This is a genomic window from Variovorax sp. GW458-11-26-14-LB1, assembly GCF_059423965.1.
The window spans coordinates 21,258-39,344 of record NZ_JBWKYW010000039.1; the positions used below are offsets into that span (position 1 = coordinate 21,258).

The window sequence follows — 18,087 nt, forward strand, 5'->3', positions numbered from 1 at the left end:
CGCCCATTGTCTTTTTTGGCATTCAAATTAACAGCAAAGGGAAATATTCATGAAGAAGAACTCCGTGCGCGCATGGTGGGCGTTGACGCCCCTCGCGCTCTCGCTGGCCGTGGCCGGCTGCGGCGGCAACAGCAACAACGCGCAGAACAACGCCGCACTGGTCGCGGCCATCGCCGCGATCAACGCAGCCAACCAGCCCGCGCCCACGGCCCCGCCCGCCGCCGACAACGGCTGCCAGATCCCGAGCAGCGGCACCTCCGTGGTCGTCGGCTCGGGCGACCCGGGCGATCCGGCCGCGCCCGAGCCGGCGTCGGGCTATGTGCCCGGCCACAAGCTGGTGTACGCCAAGAACTACATGGTGGTCGCGAACCATCCGCTGGCCACGCGCGCCGGCTGCGACGTGCTGAAAGCCGGCGGCAGCGCGGTCGATGCGGCGGTGGCGGTGCAGGCCGTGCTCGGCCTGGTCGAGCCGCAGTCGAGCGGGCTGGGCGGCGGTGCTTTCATGCTCCATTACGACGCGGCGACGAAGAAGGTGCAGGCCTATGACGGTCGCGAGACGGCGCCTGCCGCGGCCACCGAGAACTACCTGCGCTGGATCGACGACACGAACGACCAGACCGCACCCAAGCCCGGCGGCGCCCGAGCGAGCGGCCGCTCCATCGGCACGCCCGGCGCCGTGCGCATGCTCGACATCGCTTATCAAGACCACGGCAAGCTGCCCTGGAAAGACCTGTTCGGCTATGGCATCACGCTGGCGTCCGACGGCTTCCTGATCGGCGGACGCATGGCGACCGCCATCGCGGGTTCCGCATCGAGCCTGAAGCGCGACGCCGACGCCACGGCCTATTTCTTCAACGCCGACGGCACGCCCAAGGCGCTGGGCGCGAGGCTCACGAACCCGGCCTACGCCAGGACGCTGAACGCCATCGCCACACAGGGCGCCAACGCCTTCTACACAGGCGACATCGCCAAGGGCATCGTCGACAAGATCGGCGTCACCACGGCGGCCAGCGACGGCTCGGCCATCACGCCCGGCAAGACCACGCTGGCCGACCTGGCCAACTACAAGGCCAAGCGCCGCGACCCGGTCTGCGGCACCTACCGCGAGTACTACATCTGCAGCATGTCGCCGCCGTCCTCGGGCGGCATCGCGGTGGTGGCGACCCTCGGCATCCTCGAGACCTTCAACCTGGGCCTGTACAAGCCGACCGCCATCGACCTCGAAGGCGGCAAGCCGAGCGTGATGGGCGTGCACCTGGTGAGCGAGGCCGAGCGGCTGGCGTATGCCGACCGCGACAAGTACGTGGCGGACACCGACTTCGTGCCGCTGCCCGGCGGCAGCCCCGCCATGCTGATCGACAAGTCCTACCTGCAGGGCCGCGCCAGCCTCATCAGCCTGACGAAGAGCATGAACCTCGCCAAGGCTGGCGATCGGGGCGACGTGCCGCTGGGCATCGACAAGACCGAAGAGCATGGCACCACGCACTTCACCGTCGTCGACAAGCAAGGCAACGTGGTCGTGATGACCACGACGGTGGAAGGCAGCATGGGCTCGTTCCACATGACGCAGGGCTTCCTGCTGAACAACCAGCTGACCGACTTCGCCCTCAACCCGATCGACACCTCGGTGACCCCAAACGTGAAGTTCGCCAACCGCGTCGCCCCCGGCAAGCGCCCGCGCAGCACGATGGCGCCGACGCTGGTGTTCAAGAAGAACACCGACGGCAGCATGGGCGAGTTCGTGATGGGCACCGGCTCGCCGGGCGGCGGCACGATCATCCAGTACGTGGTCAAGACACTGGTCGGCGCGCTCGACTGGGGACTCGATGCGCAACAAGCCACATCACTGGTCGACTTCGGTGCCACCAACACCCCACCACCGACGCCCCCTGGCGCCACCTACAGCCTCACCAACGTGGGCGGCGAGCACCCGACCATCGACACCTCCAACTCGGGCAACAACGACCCGCTGATTGCCGGCCTGCGCGCGCTCGGCCACACGGTGAACTTGGGGGCGCAGTCCAGCGGCGTGAGCACCATCATCCGCACGAATGTCGGCGGCAAGCCCGCACTGACCGGCGGCGCAGACCCGCGCCGCGAAGGCATCGTGCTGGGCGACACCTTCGCGCCCTGAACGACAAAGGGGGCTGGCGCCGCCTTCGCTGCGCCAGCCCCCTTGCCTGATCACCCGCCTGTTTACTTCGCGACTTCCGACACCAGCCGGTACAGGAACTCGCGCCCGTCGTACAGGCGCTGGATCTCGATGCGCTCGTCCAGCCCGTGCGCGCGCGCATCGGCCGGCTCGAGGAACATGCCGGTCACGCCGTACATCGGGATGCCGGCGTTGCGGAGGAACCGGCTGTCGGTGGCGCCGGTGCTCATGGCGGGCACCACGGGCACGCCGGGCCACATCTGCTGCGTGAGCGTCTCGACCGTCTTCACGAGATCGCCGTTCAGCGGCGAGGCCGGGCTGCGCAGCGGCTTGCCCATGTTGCGCACCACGATCTTGTCGTTGCCCACGGCCTGGGTCAGCAGGCGCTCGACCTCCTCCGGATCGTCGTGCGGCAGGATGCGGCAGTTGACCGTGGCCTTGGCCGATTGCGGCAGCGCGTTCTCGGCATGGCCGGCCTGCACCATCGTCGCCACGCAGGTGGTGCGCAGCTGCGCGTTGTAGGCCGGGTTGGCCGTCATGCGCTCGAGCACGCCAGCGTCGGGGTTGCCGGTGCCGATGGCGCGCATGTCGTCGGCCAGCTGGCCGGTGGCAAAGGGCGCACTGCGTGCGAAGTAGGTCTTGGTGACGTCCGCGAGCTTGATCGGGAAGGCGTAGTTGCCCAGGCGCTCCAGGCCGGCCGAGAGCGCGTAGATCGGGTTGGTCTTGGTGGGCACCGAGCTGTGGCCGCCCACGTCGCGCGCCTCGAGCATGTAGGTGGTGTACATCTTCTCGGCCACCTGCATGCGGTGCAGGTTCGGCTTGCCGCCGCGCAGCTCGCCGCCGCCGCCCTCATTGATGCCGAACTCGGCCTGCAGCAGCTCGGGCTTGTTGTTGATGAGCCAGAAGGCGCCGTTGCTCAGCGCGTCGCCGCGCTCCTCGTCGGCGGTGAGCGCCAGGATGATGTCGCGCTTGGGCTTGAAGCCTTCCTGCTTGAGCTGCCCCAGCACGGAGACCAGCGCCGCGGCCATGGCCTTGTCGTCGATGGCGCCGCGCGCCGTGAAGTAGCCGCCGGTTTCCTGCAGCTTGAAGGGGTCGGTCTTCCAGTCTTCGCGGCGGGCCTCGACCACGTCGATGTGGGCCAGCAGCAGAAGCGGCTTCTTGCTGCCGTCGCCCTTGAAGCGCAGCACCAGGTTCCCCTTCTTCGGGAAGGGCTCGAAGATCTGGATGTCGCCGGGCGCGAAGCCCGCGTCGACCAGCCGCTTTTCCATGGCCCGCGCCGCGACCGTGTTGTCGCCCACCGAGTGGGTGGTGTTGATCTCGATCAGTTCCTTGTAGATCTCGCGAAAGCGCTGCTGCTGCGCGGTGAGCGGCGCGGTCTGGGCCTGGGCGCCGGCGATGCTGGCCAGGGCCAGCGAGAGCGCGAGCACGCCGCGTTTGGCGCTGCTCAAGGGCGAAGAAGAAAACGACGAACGGCGACGGGTCTGCATCCTCATGGTCTGGCTCTCTCCGATGGTTGTTGTGGCGAGGGCAGCATAGCAAGCGGGCCGCGTTTTCGCCCGCGCCTGAGCGACCGCGAAGACAGGCACACTCGCGGCCATGGGCACGCGCATGCAATGGGACATCTTCTGCAAGGTCATCGACAACCACGGCGACCTGGGCGTCTGCTGGCGCCTGGCCTGCCAGCTGGCGGCGGCGGGCGAGCGCGCGCGGCTGTGGGTCGACGACCCCACGGCGCTGAACTGGATGGCGCCGGCCGGCTGCGACGACGTGCAGGTGATCGACTGGTCCGACGCCGAAGCCGTGCGCCGTGCCGTCGCCGACCCTGTGCCTGACGTGTTGGTCGAGGCCTTCGGCTGCGACCCGGAGCCCGAGCTCATCGCGCGCTTCGCGCAGGCCCCGGGCCACGCACAGGCCTGGATCAACCTCGAGTACCTGTCGGCCGAACCCTATGTCGAGAAATTGCACCGCCTGCCCTCGCCCGTGTTCAAGGGCCCGGGCGCCGGGCTGACGAAACGTTTCTTCTACCCGGGCTTCACGCCCGCGACCGGCGGCCTGCTGCGCGAGCCCGACCTGATGGCGCGCCAGGCGCGCTTCGACCGCGCCCGCTGGCTGGAGGCGCAGCAGATTCCCTGGCAGGAAGGCGAGCGCCTGGTGTCGCTCTTCTGTTACGAGCCGCCCGCGCTGGCCGCCCTGCTCGCCCAACTGGACGTCGACCCGGTGCCCACGCGCCTGCTGGTCACCGCAGGCCGGGCCGCGCGTGCCGTGCAGGCGTGCATGCCAGATCGCCCGTTGGACGTTCAAAGTTCGCTATCAATTTCATACCTCCCCTACCTCAGCCAGGCGGATTTCGACCACCTGCTGTGGGCCTGCGACCTCAATTTCGTGCGCGGCGAGGACTCGCTGGTGCGCGCCCTCTGGGCCGGCGCGCCGCTGGTCTGGCAGATCTACCCGCAGGACGATGACGCGCACCACGTCAAGCTCAACGCCTGGCTCGACTGGCTCGGCGCCCCGCCGGGGCTGCGGCTTTTTCACCACGCCTGGAACGGCTTCGGCGGCGCGCCCCTGCCCGCGCCCGGCCCGGTGGAGGCCTGGCGCGAAACCGCCCGTGCGGCGCGCGGCAGGCTGCTCGCGCAGGACGATCTGCTGGCCCAGTTGCGGCAGCTGGTCGCCGGAAAAAGCTAAAATAGCGGGCTTTGCGGAATTCAGCCCTGGCCGCCACGGTCGGGGACGCCTTTCGCCAAACCTGCCGCGGGACATGTACGGCGGGGCCAGATACGACGGCATGCAGCGCCGAGGGCCCCGCGCACCGAGCGGCCAACATCCAGAGAACCTGATATGAAAATCGCTCAAGAAATCCGCGCCGGCAACGTCATCATGCACGGCAAGGACCCGATGGTCGTCCTCAAGACCGAATACAGCCGCGGCGGCCGCAACAGCGCCACCGTGCGCATGAAGATGAAGAGCCTGATCGCCAACTTCAACACCGAAGTGGTCTTCAAGGCTGACGACAAGATCGACCAGATCGTTCTGGACAAGAAGGAGTGCACCTACTCCTACTTCGCCGACCCGATGTACGTCTGCATGGACGCCGAGTACAACCAGTACGAAGTCGAAGCCGAGAACATGGGCGACGCCCTGAACTACCTCGAAGACGGCATGGCCGTCGAAGTGGTGTTCTACGACGGCAAGGCCATCTCGGTCGAACTGCCGACCAGCGTCGAGCGCGAAATCACCTGGACCGAGCCGGCCGTCAAGGGCGACACCTCGGGCAAGGTCATGAAGCCCGCCAAGATCGCCACCGGCTTCGAAGTCGGCGTGCCGCTGTTCGTGTCGCAAGGCGACAAGATCGAAATCGACACCCGCACCGGCGAATACCGCAAGCGCGTCTGAGCGCGTCTGCACCCGGCTGACCACCACCACGACGAAGGCTCCGCAAGGAGCCTTTTTCGTTGGCGGGCATGCGGGTTGCATCGGCGCACAATGCCAAGCCAATTCCGTTCGACGACCGTTTCATGAACAACACGCACAACATTCACGACAAGCGCCTGGCCGATGCCTGGGCCACGCTGCAGTCCCATTCCGACCGGGGCCTGCCCCTCGATCCCGATCCTTCGCGCCTGGCCTTTGCCGACCCCGAATTCCTGCTGCGCCGCGAAACGCGCGGCATCCGCATGCAGCTCGAGCTGATGAAGCCCGACTTGGAGCAGCGCGCCCACGGCATCGAGAACACGGTGGTGGTCTTCGGCAGCGCGCGTTTCCGCAGCGAAGACGAAGCCGCCGCGCTGGTCGCGCAGGCCGAGGCGGCCGGCGACACGGCCCTGGCCGAGCGCTGGCGCCGGCTCTCGCGCAACTCGCACTACTACGAGAAGGCACGCACCTTCGGCAAGCTGGTCGCGCAGTACAGCGAGAAGAAGGAACCGCAGGACAAGCTCTTCGTGTGCACCGGCGGCGGCCCGGGCATCATGCAGGCGGCCAACCGCGGCGCGCACGAAGCCGGCGGCCTCTCGGTCGGCCTGGCGATCGCGCTGCCGATGGAAGAAGAAGCCAACCCCTACGTCACGCCGGCGCTGAGCTTCAAGTTCCACTACTTCGCGATCCGCAAGATGCATTTCATGATGCGTGCGAAGGCGCTGGTGGCGTTCCCGGGCGGCTTCGGCACGCTCGACGAGCTGTTCGAGGTGATCACGCTGGTGCAGACCAAGAAGTCGAAGCCGGTGCCGATCGTGCTCTTCGGCTCGGACTACTGGAAGAAGCTGATCGACTTCGACTTCCTGGTCGACGAAGGCGTGATCTCGCCTGGCGACGTGAAACTCTTCGAATACGTCGACGCACCGGAAGACGCGTGGGACGCCATCAAGCGTTTCTACAAGCTGTAGAGCTCGCCCCCAGGCTACGCGCACGTCGTGTCGCTTCGCCAACCCCCTACCGGGGGCAACACCAGCGGCCCGGCAAAGCCGGTTCCGCGGTGTTCCACGAAAAAACCGCAAACGCCTTTCAGGCGTCGTCGCTGTCGTCGGGCCGCAGGGCCTGCTCGAAGAAGCGCGTGAGCGCGCGGGCGCGACGGCGGCGGTCGGCCACGGGGTTCGCGTGCGGCCCCATGGCCACGGCATCGTCGGCCACGCCGTGCAGCGCATTGAAGAGGATCACGGCCGTCAGCGTCGCGTCCTCGACCTCCCACACGCCCGCGGCGTCGCCCTGCTTCAGCAGGGTGACCAGCTGCGTGATGACGACGTTGTCGTTGCGCATGCGCCGGTCCTCGGGCCGGTACTCGTGGAACACCACGTCGTGCAGCGCGACGTTGTCCAGGTAGGTTTCCAGCCCCGCTTCCACCCAGGCCTTGAGCCGCGCGCGGTGCTTGCCCGGCGCGTGGCGGTCCATCGCCTCCTGCAGGCGGGCGCAGAAGGTGTCGACGAAGCGCTGCTGCAGCGCGCCGAGCAGCGCCTCCTTCGACGGAAAGTACAGATAGAAGGTGCCCTTGGCCACCTGCGCGCCGGCGGCGATGTCGTCGATGCTGGTGGCGGGGATGCCCTTGGCGATGAACAGCTGCTCGGCGGCGTCCATCAGCGCGACGGCGCGGGTCTGCGGCGCCTTGGTGCGGCGGCGTGCGGCGGTGGCGGGAGCGTCGTCGGGGCTGCTGCTTGTCATGCTCAGGTACCGGCGCGTGCCGTGTCGATGGCGGCGTGTACGGCCGCAGCATCGAGACGCAGGCCGCGCGGGGCCAGCACGCGCTCGCGCAGCCAGGCCAGGGCCTCGTCGGTGCGGGCGAAGGTGCTCGCGGGAATGCCGAAGAGTTTTTCGACGTTCATCTTGCTGATCTTCTCGAACTGGTCGGCGGGCACCACGCTCGCCATGCCCATCATATGGCGGCGGATGTCGGCGCCGCGCGCCTGCAGCCACTGCTTGGCAGACTGTGCGCTGCCCTCGGGATGCACCAGCGCGTCGGCGTCCGCGAACACGCGCAGCGAGACGAAGGGCTCGCCGCGGTCGAGCCAGCGGTTCCAGTCCTCGGTGAAGGCCTGCAGGCTTTCCAGCGTCTGCAGGCCTGCGGACACGCTGATGACCAGCGGCCATTGACTGAGTTCGTGACGGATCATGAAAGTCTCCTTGTAGACAACCGGAAGGCGCCGGGCACTGCGGCGCAGGAAGGGAATGCGGACGGCGGGCATGGCGAACGGCTCAGGCGCGCGTGGGGGCGGCGAGCGCGGCGGCCCGCGGCCTGACGCGCAGCAGCAGCCCCGCCGCCACCAGGCCGGCCACGCCGGCGCAGGCCATCGCGGCGTGGAAGCCGCCCGCGAGCGCATCGCTCAGCAGCCGCTGCGCCATGCCCGCGTCGAGCGCGGCCAGCGCGCCAAGGTCGTGGCGAGACACCGCTGCCACGGCGGCCTGCAATGCATCGGGCACGCCGGCACGCGCAAGCGATTCGGCCATCAGCGCGGTGGCGCGCGTGCGCATCAGCGTGCCGAGCAGCGCGATGCCGATCAGCATGCCGCCCTGGCGCAGCGCGTTCATGGTCGCCGACGCCATGCCCGAGCGCTGCGCGGGCACCGAGGCCATCACCGCCGTGCTCGTGGCCGGCACGGCCAGGCCCGCGCCTGCCCCCAACGCCACGAAGAGCAGCGCCAGCGGCAGGTACGGCGTGTCGGCCGAGAAGAACGTCAGCAGCAGCATCGCCACGCCGATCAGCCCGTAGCCCGCGACCATCAGCGTGTGCACCTCGAAGCGGCGCGCCAGCAGGCCGAACTGCGAGGCCACGAGGCCGGTCGCCACGAACTGCGGCACCAGCCGCCAGCCGGTCTCGCTGGCCGACCAGCCCTGCACCTGCTGCAGGAACAGCGAGAAGAAGAACAAGCTCGCGTAGGTGGAAAAGCCCAGCACGAACGAGGCGAAGTTGGTGACCGAGAAGCGCGCGTCGCGGAACAGCGCGAGCGGCAGCAGCGGCCGTTCCACGCGCGCCTCCACCACCAGGAACAGCGCCAGCCCGACACCCGCCGCGACGAGCGCGACCACCGCGTGGCGCGAGCCCCAGCCGTGTTCGCCCGCGGCAATGAGTCCGTAGGTCAGCGCGCCCAACCAGAGCACGCTGAGCACCTGGCCCGCCGGGTCGAGCGCCGCGTGCTCGGGGTGCGAGGACTCGCTCAGGCCCCACATGCCCAGCGCCACGGTCAGCACGCCGATCGGCAGGTTGATGAGGAAGATGCTCTGCCAGCCCGCGTGGTCCACCAGCAGCCCGCCGAGCATCGGCCCGAGGATCAACGACAGCGCCGTGAACGACGACCAGCCGCCGATCACCCGCGCGCGGCTCGCCGGCTCGGGGAAGGCATGCGCCAGCAACGACAGCGCGCCCGGAATCATCAGCGCGCCAGCCACGCCCTGCACCGCGCGACCCGCGAGCAGCATCGGCAGCCCCGACGCCATCGCGCACATCGCCGAGCCCACGGTGAAGACCACCACGCCGGCCAGCCAGGCGCGCTTGCGGCCGTAGCGGTCGCCGATCGGGCCGGCCGACAGCATGAAGGCCGACAGGCACAGCGCGTAGATATCGATCACCCACTGCAGCCCGGCCAGGTCGGTGGCGAGCGCGCGCTGCAGCGTGGGCAGCGCGACGTTGACGATGCTGACGTCGAGCGTGGCGATGAAGCTGCCGAGGTAGACCGCCGCCACCAGGGCCAGGCGGCGGCGCGGATCGGCAGTCGCCGACGGGGAATGGGAGTCCATGGACGCCTTCGGGTCAGGAAGAAAGAAGGCGCCGATACTGACTTCGAGTCAGTATTTTGTCAATCAAATGAGAATTACTGTCATTTGCAACGTGGGATTCAAACCGCCGTCACAGCTTCAATCCCCAGGTCGCCTTGGCGCCCAGCGCGAGCACGCCGCCCACCACCCAGAACACGCCGGCAATGCCGATCAGCGCACCGAGCGAGCCGAACAGCATCGGCATCGCGACGCTCGATGCGTTGATGGTCATGAGCCGCAGCCCCAGCGCCTCGCCGTGCCGCGCGTGCGGCGTGATCTGGTGCAGCATGCTCATCACCATCGGCTGCACCGCGCCGAGCGCGAAACCCAGCACCACGGAGCAGATGCCCATGGTCCACGGTGAATTCAGCAGCGGGTAGATGGCGAACACGGCCGCAGTGACGACGGTCGAGCTCAGGATCACGCTGCGCTCCGACGCACGCGACGCGATCAGCGGCAACACGATGCGGATGACCGCCGCGGCGATCGCGAAGGCGCCGAGGATGGAGCCGATCACCGAGGCGCTGATGCCCCGGTCGTGGCCCAGCACCGGCAGCACGAAGGCGTGCACGTCCCAGCTCGACGACTGCAGCCAGTTCACGAACAGCAGGCGGCGGAACATCGGCTCGCGCAGCAGGTCCCAGGCCCGCGTGGGCGCGGCGCCCGGCACCGGCGCCACCCGCGGCGGCTCGTGCGCGCCGCGCGCCAGCAGCCAGCACAGCAACGGCAAAAAGGCCATCACGGCGAAGCAGATGCGAAAGGCCAGCAGGTCGGCCGGCGCACGGCCGGCGTGGTCGATCAGCATCCCGGCCAGGAAAGGCCCGACGAAGTTCGCCGCCGCCGGCGCGATGGCGAGCCAGCTGAACACGCGCTTGAGCTGCGTCGGGTCGGTGGCCGAGCGCCCCACGTGCCGCTGCAGCGCGATGACGGTCGCGCCGGTGGCGCCGCCGGTCAGCAGCGCGGCGATGCACATGACGGGGAACACCGGAAAAATCAGCGCCAGCCCTGCCCCGCCCGAGGCCGCGATCACCGACAGCCACAGCGGACGCTTGAGCCCGTGCCGGTCGGCGAAGCGCCCGGCCGGCAATGCAAGAAACACCTGGGTCAGCGCGAACAGCGCGATCAGCAGGCCGACGGCCGCTGCGCTGTAGCCTTGCTGCAGTGCGAGCAGCGGTGTGGCGAGCCGCATGCCCGCCATCGTGGCGTGCAAACAGACCTGCGCCACGATGACGCGCAGCAGTTCAGAACCTTTCACGGGGTGTCGTCGGCCTCGCTGTCAGTGTCGGCCGTGGGCGGCAGCAGCGCCTGCGACTGCGCCTCGGGCAAGGCCTCGACCTTGCGCAGCGCCAGCCGCATCTGCTTGGCGCGCGTGTCGGCCTTGTCGATGGTGTCGGAGGCCTTGGCCACCTGTTCCTTGATGCGCGCCACCCATTCGCCGTAGCGCTCGAACTCGGTCTTGACGGCGCCCAGCACCTTCCAGACTTCAGAGGCCTGGCGCTCCAGTGCCAGCGTGCGAAAGCCCATGTGCAGGCTGTTGAGCATGGCGAGCAAGGTGGTCGGGCCGGCCAGCGTCACGCGGTGCTGGCGCTGGATGGCGTCCATCAGGCCGGGGCGGCGCAGCACCTCGGCGTAGAGGCTTTCGACCGGCAGGAACAGGATCGCGAAATCGGTGGTGTGCGGCGCCGCGAGGTAGTTCTCGGCGATCGACTTGGCCTCGACGCGGATGCGCGTCTCGAGCGCCTTGGCCGCGGCCTCGGCGCCGGCCGCATCGGCGCGCTCGTGGGCGTCGATGAGGCGTTCGTAGTCGTCGCGCGGAAACTTGGCGTCGATCGGCAGCCACACCGGCGCGCCGTCGTCGCCGCGCCCCGGGAAGCGGATCGCGAAGTCGACGCGCTGGCCGCTGCGCGGCTTGGTCTCGACCTGGCGCGCGTACTGCTCGGGCGTGAGCACCTGCTCGAGCAGCGCCTCGAGTTGCACCTCGCCGAACACGCCGCGCGTCTTCACGTTGGTCAGCACGCGCTGCAGGCTCCCCACGCCGACGGCCAGCGTCTGCATCTCGCCCAGGCCCTTGTGCACCTGCTCGAGCCGGTCGGCCACCTGCTTGAAGCTTTCGCCCAGGCGCGCCTCGAGCGTGCTCTGCAGTTTCTCGTCGACGGTCTTGCGCATCTCGTCGAGCTTGGCGGTGTTGCTCTGCTGCAGCTGGGCGAGCTGCGTTTCCATGGTCGTGCGCACCTCGGAAAGGCGGCGCGCGTTCGATTCGCTCAGCCCCTGCAGCTGGGTGTTCAGCGTGTCGGCCAGGGTCTTCTGCAGCGACGCGAGCTGCAGCGCGAAGGCGTCGAGCTGCGCGTTCTGCGTGCGCGTGGCCTCGGCGCCCTGCTGCACCAGCGACTGCTGGAAGGTGGCGAAGGCTTGCGCGGTTTCCTGGCGTGCGCCGCGCGAGCCCTCGCCGATCTCGTGGCGCAGCTCGCGCTCGGTGCGTTCGTTGGCCCGGCCCATGGCGGCGAGCACGCCCAGCATTTCGCTGTGATCAGGTGGGGGTGGCCGGCGGGCCAGCAGCCAGATGACCAGCACCAGCTGCACCACGGCGAGTGCGGCCAGTGCGAGAAGAATCAGATCCGTCAGTTCCAAGGTGGGGGCGTGTCGCGCTCGCGGTCAGGTTTCAGGTTACTTCGTGGCCGCTGGCACCGGCGTGACCGGCGTCAGAGGCCCCTTGCCGGTGCCCCAGGCGATGAGGTTGTCGGCCGCGAGGTCGGCCATGGCGCGGCGCGTGGGCACGGTGGCGCTGGCGATGTGCGGCGTGAGCACCACGTTGGGCACGGTCAGCAGGTCGGGGTGGACCTTGGGCTCGCCCTCGAACACGTCGAGGCCGGCGGCGGCGATGCGCTTCTCGCGCAGCGCCACGGCCAGCGCCGCGTCGTCGACGATGCCGCCGCGCGCGATGTTGACCAGCGTGGCGGTCGGCTTCATGAGCGCGATCTCGGCCGCGCCGATGGTGTGGTGCGAGGCCGGCGAGTACGGCACGACCAGCACGACGTGGTCGGCGGTCTTGAGCAGCTCTTCCTTGCCGACGTAGCGGGCCTTGCATTCGGCCTCGAGCGCGGCGTCGAGGCGCGAACGGTTGTGATAGATCACGTTCATGCCGAAGCCGTGCGCGCCGCGCCTGGCAATGCCCTGCCCGATGCGGCCCATGCCGATGATGCCCAGCGTCGAGCCGTGGATGTCGGAGCCGGCGAACATGTCGTAGCTCCACTTTTCCCACTTGCCCGCGCGCAGGAAGTGTTCGCTCTCGGTGATGCGGCGCGCGGTGGCCATGAGCAGCGCGAAGCCGAAGTCGGCCGTGGTCTCGGTCAGCACGTCGGGCGCGTTGGTGCCCAGCACGCCGCGCGCGGCCATGGCGTCGACGTCGAAGTTGTTGTAGCCCACGGCCATGTTGGCGCAGATCTTCAGCTCGGGGCAGGCGTCGAGCACCGCGGCGTCGATGCGCTCGCTGCCGGTGGTGAAGGCGCCCTGCTTGCCCTGCAGCTTCGCGATCAGCTGGTCCTTGCTCCAGGTCTCGTCGGCCTGGTTCGACTCGACCTCGAAATGCTGCGCGAGGCGCGCGAGGGTTTCGGGGAACACCGCGCGCGCGACCAGGATCTTGGGCTTGCTGCTGCTCATGGAACGTGTCTCTTTCTTTGAAGGGCTGGAAGGATCAACGGAAGAAGATGAAGGTGCACAGGACGAACAGCGGGACCAGGATCGCCCCCGACCACGCCATGTAGCCGAAGAAGCTGGGCATGCGCACGCCGCGGCTTTCGGCGATGGCCTTGACCATCAGGTTCGGCGCGTTGCCGATGTAGGTGTTGGCGCCCATGAACACGGCGCCGGCCGAGATGGCGGCCAGCGTGCTGGCATAGGTGGTCATGAGCGCCGCCGGGTCGCCGCCCGCCGTGTTGAAGAACACGAGGTAGGTCGGCGCGTTGTCCAGGAACGAGCTCAGGATGCCGGTGGCCCAGAAGTACATGGCCGGGTCGGGCTGGCCGTCGGCGCGCGTCACGGCCGCCACGATGGCGCCGAACGGGCCCTGCGTGCCGGCCTTGAGCATGGCGATCACCGGGATGATCGTCAGGAAGATCCCGGCGAAGAGCTTGGCCACCTCGGCCATCGGGCCCCACTCGAACTGGTTGTCGGCGTGCACCTTGGGCGCCGTGAGCTTGTACGAGACGATGGCGATCAGCGCCAGTCCTACGTCGCGCACCAGGCCCGGCAGGCCGACCTCGGTGCCGAACACGTCGAACACCACAGGCGATTTCCAGAAGCCGCTCAGCAGCACCAGCGCGACGATGCCGCCCAAGAGCCAGAAATTGGCCGCGCCGTCGAAGCCCAGGCGCGGCGTGTCGGGCGTCGGGTCGACGGGCAGCACGCCGTCCTTGCGGTAGAAGTGGCGGTCGATGGCATAGAACAGCGCCAGCAGCACGGCCAGGATGAAGAGCGTCTCGGGCAGGATGTGCTGCGCGGTCCAGAAGAAGCCCACGCCCTTGAGGAAGCCGAGGAACAGCGGCGGATCGCCCAGCGGCGTGAGCGAGCCGCCCGCGTTCGACACGATGAAGATGAAGAACACGATCACGTGCACCTTGCGCTGCCGGTTGTCGTTGGCCCGGATCAGCGGCCGGATCAGCAGCATCGAGGCGCCCGTGGTCCCCATGAAGCTCGCGAGCACCGCGCCGATGGCCAGGATCGCCGTGTTGAGCCCCGGCGTGCCGTGCAGGTTGCCGCGGATGTGGATGCCCCCCGCCACGGTGAACAGCGCCGTGAGCAGGATGATGAACGGGATGTACTCGGCCACCAGCGCATGCACCAGCTGCACGCCCGCCAGCCCCGCGCCGTAGGTCGCGGCAAAGGGCAGCAGGAAGGCCAGCGCCCAGGCGGCGGAAATCTTGCCGTAATGGTGGTGCCAGAACGCGGGCGTGGCCAGCGGCAAGAGCGCGATGGACAGCAGGATGCCGGCGAACGGCACGCCCCACAGCGGCGAGAGCGCGGCACCGTCGAAATCGGCGGCGAAAGCCAGGGCGGGAAAGAGCATCGGCAGCGCCGCGGCTGCCGTCAGTCGGATCGTTTTCTTCATGGGGGCTGTACCGTACCAGACAGGTCAGTACAGCCTTCAAACGGGGGGTTGTTCGATCTCGAACACCTGGCGCAGGTAGGCCAGGTATTTCTCGTCCTCGCACATGTTCTTGGACGGCGTGTCCGACAGCTTGGCCACCGGCTGGTCGTTGCACTGGATCATCTTGATGACGATCTGCAGCGGCTCGTAGCCCAGGTCGTTGGTGAGGTTGGTGCCGATGCCGAAGGCCAGCAGGCAGCGCCCGCGGAACTGCTGGTACAGCTCGATGGTGCGCGGCACCGTGAGGCCGTCGCTGAAGATCAGCGTCTTGGTGAGCGGATCGACCCGGTTCGCGTGGTAGTGCGCCAGCATGCGCTCGCCCCACTGGAACGGGTCGCCGCTGTCGTGGCGGGCGCCGTCGAAGAGCTTGCAGAAGTACAGGTCGAAGTCGCGCAGGAAGGCGCTCATGCCGTACACGTCGGACAGCGCGATGCCCAGGTCGCCGCGGTACTCGCGGGCCCAGCTCTCGAAGCCGAAGATCTGGCTGTCGCGCAGCCGCGGGCCCAGCGCCTGGCAGGCCTGCAGGTACTCGTGCGCCATGGTGCCCAGCGGGATGAGCCCGAGCTTCATGGCGTACAGCACGTTGCTGGTGCCCGCCAGTTGCGGCAGCCGCTCGCCGGCGGGCGACTTGGCCGGCGGCGAGGCCACGGCACCGAGCCGCTGGGTCAGGGTGCGCAGCACTTCCTCGTGCCAGTCCTTCGAGAAGCGGCGGCGCGTGCCGTAGTCGGCGATCTTGAGGTCGCCCAGGCCGGCTTCCTGCAGCTGGCTGATCTTGAGGTCGAGGCGGCGGCGGCCTTCCTCGAAGTCGGGGTTCTTCTGCGTGTTGCGAAAGTAGACCTCGTTCACGATGGCCAGCACCGGGATCTCGAACAGGATGGTGTGCAGCCACGGCCCCTTGATGCGGATCTCGAGCTCGCCCGAGGGCTGGGGGATGACGTTGATGTACTTCTCGTTGAGCCGGAACAGGCCCAGGAAGTCGACGAAGTCGCTCTTGATGAAGCGCATCGAGCGCAGGTAGGCGAGTTCGGCGTCGCGGAACTGCAGCGAGCACAGGCTGCGGATCTCGTCACGGATCTGTCCCGCGAACTGCGCGAGGTTGACGCCCGGGTTGCGGCACTTGAAGCGGTACTCGACCCGCGCCCCCGGAAAGTGGTGCAGGACCACCTGCATCATCGTGAACTTGTAGAGGTCGGTGTCGAGCAGGCTGTGAATGATCATGGTGCGGTGCGCGGTGTCTCGGGTCTCTGTCGTCGGCGTCCGTTCCATTATCACGGCCTGCGTCGGCCTGTGCCTACGAGTGCCGGCCTGCACGTCCTACCGGCAGGGGGAATCACTCACGCGACATTGATTTCACGGCGGCGGCATGTTCCGCCGGGTCATCACTCTTTCTCAAGGAGATTCGCATGAACAAGGACACCATCGAAGGCAACTGGAAGCAGCTCAAGGGCAAGGTCCGCGAGCAATGGGGCAAGCTGACCGACGACGACTTCGACGTCATCGCCGGCAAGCGCGACCAGCTGCTGGGCCGCATCCAGGAACGCCACGGCATCAGCCGCGACGAGGCCGAGAAGCAGGTCAAGGACTGGGAATCTCGCGACGGCCGCTCGCCGGACGCACTCTGGTTCGAGAAGAACTGAGAAAGAAGCAAGCGCCCTGCGCCCTTCCCTTTCCCTGTCATTCACCGCAAAGGACACACACCATGAAAAAACAACACCTCGTCATGCTCGCCCTCGCCTCCACCTTCTTCGTCGCCGGCCAGGCCGGTGCGATGACCAAGGACGAGTACAAGGTCGCCAAGGAAAAGGTCGAGGCCGACTACAAGGTCGCCAAGGCCCAGTGCGACACGATGAAGGACAACGCCGAGGACGTCTGCCAGAAGGAAGCCAAGGGCAAGGAAGAAGTGGCCAAGGCCGAGCTGGAGCAGCAGTACCAGCCGAGCGACAGCCATGCCCGCAAGGTGGCCGAAGAAAAGGTGAAGGCTGCCTATGAAGTCGCGAAGGAAAAGTGCGACGACCAGAATGGCGCGGCCAAGGACGCTTGCGTGAAGCAGGCCAAGGCTGATGAAGCCCAGGGCAAGGCCGACATCAAGGCCATGAAGAAGACGATGTAAGCGGGGTCACACCCCACTCACCCACGAACGGCGCCTGCGGGCGCCGTTTTTCATGAGCGGGCGCTCAGGCGCGCAGCGAATCGACTACCTGCTGCAGCGCCTCGGGCAATGGCACCGGCCTCTGCGTCGCGCGGTCGACGTACACATGCACGAAGTGCCCCTGCGCCGCGGCGGTGTCGGAACCCTCGGCGAACAGCGCGATCTCGTAGCGCACGCTCGAGCGGCCCGCCTGCGCCACGCGGATGCCCGCCTCCACCGTCTGCGGGAAGGCCACCGGCGCGAAGTAGTTGCACTGCGTCTCGACCACGAAGCCGATGGTCTGGCCGCCGTGGATGTCGAGCGCGCCGCGCTCGATGAGCAGCGCGTTCACCGCGGTGTCGAACCAGCTGTAGTAGACGACGTTGTTGACGTGGCCGTACATGTCGTTGTCGGCCCAGCGCGTCGGGATGCTGCGAAACGCCCGGTAGGCGCTGCGGGTGTGGGGCGTGGGCTTGGGGGTTGAGGTGGGTGGTGTGGGGGCGCTCATCGCGCGGCATTTTGCCAGCGGCGCCAGTAATCGAGCGCCACCCGGAAGGTGCCCAGCTGCACCTGCACCGTCTCGGCGATGTCGCTGGCGTAGCCGCCGGCCATCGCGAAGGCCGTGGGAATGCGGCGCTGCCAGGTCCAGTCGAACACGCGGCGGTCGCGCGCCTCCAGGCCGTCGAAGCTCAGCTTGAGGCGGCCGAGCCGGTCGCGCTCGAAGGGGTCGGCGCCGGCCAGGTAGATCACGAGGCCGGGCGAGAAGCGCCGGTCGAGCTCGCCGAGCGCGTGCTCCAGCGCCGCCAGGTAGTCGGTGTCGCCGCAGCCGTCGGGCAGCTCCACGTCGAGGTCGCTCGCCTCCTTGCGGAACGGAAAGTTCTTCTGGCCGTGCACCGACAGCGTGAACACGCTCGGGTCGCCCTGGAAGATGCGGGCGGTGCCGTTGCCCTGGTGCACGTCGAGGTCGATCATGGCCACCCTGAGCAGCCGGCCTGCACGGGCCTGCTCGACCTGCATCAGCCGCGCCGCCACCGCTGCGTCGTTGAAGACGCAGAAGCCGCTGCCCTTGTCGGCGTAGGCGTGGTGCGTGCCGCCCGCCATGTTCGCCGCCACGCCGCCCGCGAAGGCGGCGCGGCAGGCGGCGATGGTGGCGCCGGTGGAGCGGCGCGAGCGCTCGACCATCGCCTCGCTCCACGGAAAGCCGATCTCGCGCATGGCCTGCGGGCTCACGCGGCCTTCGCTGACGGCGGCGATCCATTCGGGGGTGTGGGCCAGCGCCAGCTCGTCGTCGCTGGCGCGCGGGGCCGGGTCCATCTCGACGGCCGGCAGCTGCTCCTGCAGGCGATCGCGCAGCATCGCGTAGCGCGACATGGGAAAGCGGTGGCCCGGCGGCAGGGGCAGGACGAACTGCCCGGAATAGAAAGCACGCAT

General features: G+C 68.3%; 17 protein-coding genes. 6 read left to right on the top strand and 11 right to left on the bottom strand.

Going from position 1 to position 18,087, the window contains the following annotated elements; genetic code table 11:
• Window positions 1–49 precede the first annotated feature (49 nt).
• Window positions 50–2,134 (top strand): gamma-glutamyltransferase family protein, encoded by a 2,085-nt coding sequence (locus tag AC07YS_RS22730; protein ID WP_495273914.1) that lies wholly within the window; start codon window positions 50–52, stop codon window positions 2,132–2,134.
• A gap of 62 nt (window positions 2,135–2,196) precedes the next feature.
• Here AC07YS_RS22730 and AC07YS_RS22735 read toward each other — a convergent pair whose 3' ends face one another.
• A complete protein-coding gene (locus AC07YS_RS22735; protein ID WP_495269733.1) occupies window positions 2,197–3,645 on the bottom strand; it encodes a M20/M25/M40 family metallo-hydrolase in 1,449 nt (482 codons plus the stop codon).
• A gap of 103 nt (window positions 3,646–3,748) precedes the next feature.
• Between AC07YS_RS22735 and earP the strand changes: the two genes are divergently transcribed.
• The 3 genes from earP (at window position 3,749) to AC07YS_RS22750 (ending at window position 6,528) form a co-directional block, all read left to right on the top strand.
• On the top strand, window positions 3,749–4,834 hold the full coding sequence (gene earP, locus AC07YS_RS22740; protein WP_495269732.1) for an elongation factor P maturation arginine rhamnosyltransferase EarP: 1,086 nt from the start codon (window positions 3,749–3,751) through the stop codon (window positions 4,832–4,834).
• Between the two features lie 153 nt (window positions 4,835–4,987).
• Window positions 4,988–5,542: an elongation factor P gene (gene efp, locus AC07YS_RS22745; RefSeq protein ID WP_062479082.1), complete on the top strand. Its 555-nt coding sequence runs from the start codon at window positions 4,988–4,990 to the stop codon at window positions 5,540–5,542.
• A 122-nt stretch (window positions 5,543–5,664) separates the two neighbouring features.
• Window positions 5,665–6,528 (top strand): LOG family protein, encoded by an 864-nt coding sequence (locus AC07YS_RS22750; protein WP_070059745.1) that lies wholly within the window; start codon window positions 5,665–5,667, stop codon window positions 6,526–6,528.
• Between the two features lie 118 nt (window positions 6,529–6,646).
• Here AC07YS_RS22750 and AC07YS_RS22755 read toward each other — a convergent pair whose 3' ends face one another.
• From AC07YS_RS22755 to pncB, 8 genes are all read right to left on the bottom strand, one after another.
• On the bottom strand, window positions 6,647–7,297 hold the full coding sequence (locus AC07YS_RS22755) for a TetR/AcrR family transcriptional regulator (RefSeq protein WP_307694228.1): 651 nt from the start codon (window positions 7,295–7,297) through the stop codon (window positions 6,647–6,649).
• Window positions 7,298–7,299: 2 nt separating this feature from the next.
• Window positions 7,300–7,746, bottom strand: coding sequence for a hypothetical protein (locus AC07YS_RS22760; RefSeq protein ID WP_139705435.1), 447 nt, complete (start codon window positions 7,744–7,746; stop codon window positions 7,300–7,302).
• A gap of 82 nt (window positions 7,747–7,828) precedes the next feature.
• Window positions 7,829–9,367, bottom strand: a complete 1,539-nt coding sequence (locus AC07YS_RS22765; RefSeq protein ID WP_495269731.1) for an MFS transporter — start codon at window positions 9,365–9,367, stop codon at window positions 7,829–7,831.
• Window positions 9,368–9,476: 109 nt separating this feature from the next.
• On the bottom strand, window positions 9,477–10,640 hold the full coding sequence (locus tag AC07YS_RS22770; protein WP_070059634.1) for an MFS transporter: 1,164 nt from the start codon (window positions 10,638–10,640) through the stop codon (window positions 9,477–9,479).
• Entirely contained in the window at window positions 10,637–12,007 is a 1,371-nt protein-coding gene (locus AC07YS_RS22775; RefSeq protein ID WP_369632760.1) for a DNA recombination protein RmuC, read from the bottom strand. Before AC07YS_RS22775 ends, AC07YS_RS22770 begins: the two co-directional genes overlap by 4 nt.
• A 42-nt stretch (window positions 12,008–12,049) precedes the next feature.
• Window positions 12,050–13,042, bottom strand: coding sequence for a 2-hydroxyacid dehydrogenase (locus AC07YS_RS22780; RefSeq protein ID WP_369632165.1), 993 nt, complete (start codon window positions 13,040–13,042; stop codon window positions 12,050–12,052).
• Between the two features lie 34 nt (window positions 13,043–13,076).
• Window positions 13,077–14,489 (bottom strand): sodium:proton antiporter, encoded by a 1,413-nt coding sequence (locus AC07YS_RS22785; protein ID WP_495269730.1) that lies wholly within the window; start codon window positions 14,487–14,489, stop codon window positions 13,077–13,079.
• A gap of 36 nt (window positions 14,490–14,525) precedes the next feature.
• A complete protein-coding gene (gene pncB, locus AC07YS_RS22790; protein ID WP_070059637.1) occupies window positions 14,526–15,746 on the bottom strand; it encodes a nicotinate phosphoribosyltransferase in 1,221 nt (406 codons plus the stop codon).
• 185 nt (window positions 15,747–15,931) lie between these two features.
• On the opposite strand from pncB, the gene AC07YS_RS22795 reads away from it, so the two are divergent.
• A complete protein-coding gene (locus AC07YS_RS22795; protein ID WP_062470554.1) occupies window positions 15,932–16,165 on the top strand; it encodes a CsbD family protein in 234 nt (77 codons plus the stop codon).
• A gap of 62 nt (window positions 16,166–16,227) precedes the next feature.
• On the top strand, window positions 16,228–16,638 hold the full coding sequence (locus tag AC07YS_RS22800; protein WP_495269729.1) for a hypothetical protein: 411 nt from the start codon (window positions 16,228–16,230) through the stop codon (window positions 16,636–16,638).
• Between the two features lie 64 nt (window positions 16,639–16,702).
• Here the strand turns inward: AC07YS_RS22800 and AC07YS_RS22805 are convergent, their stop codons facing one another.
• Both AC07YS_RS22805 and AC07YS_RS22810 read right to left on the bottom strand, forming a co-directional pair.
• Entirely contained in the window at window positions 16,703–17,164 is a 462-nt protein-coding gene (locus AC07YS_RS22805; protein ID WP_492695178.1) for an acyl-CoA thioesterase, read from the bottom strand.
• Window positions 17,161–18,087, bottom strand: coding sequence for a histone deacetylase family protein (locus tag AC07YS_RS22810; protein ID WP_495270030.1), 927 nt, complete (start codon window positions 18,085–18,087; stop codon window positions 17,161–17,163). Before AC07YS_RS22810 ends, AC07YS_RS22805 begins: the two co-directional genes overlap by 4 nt.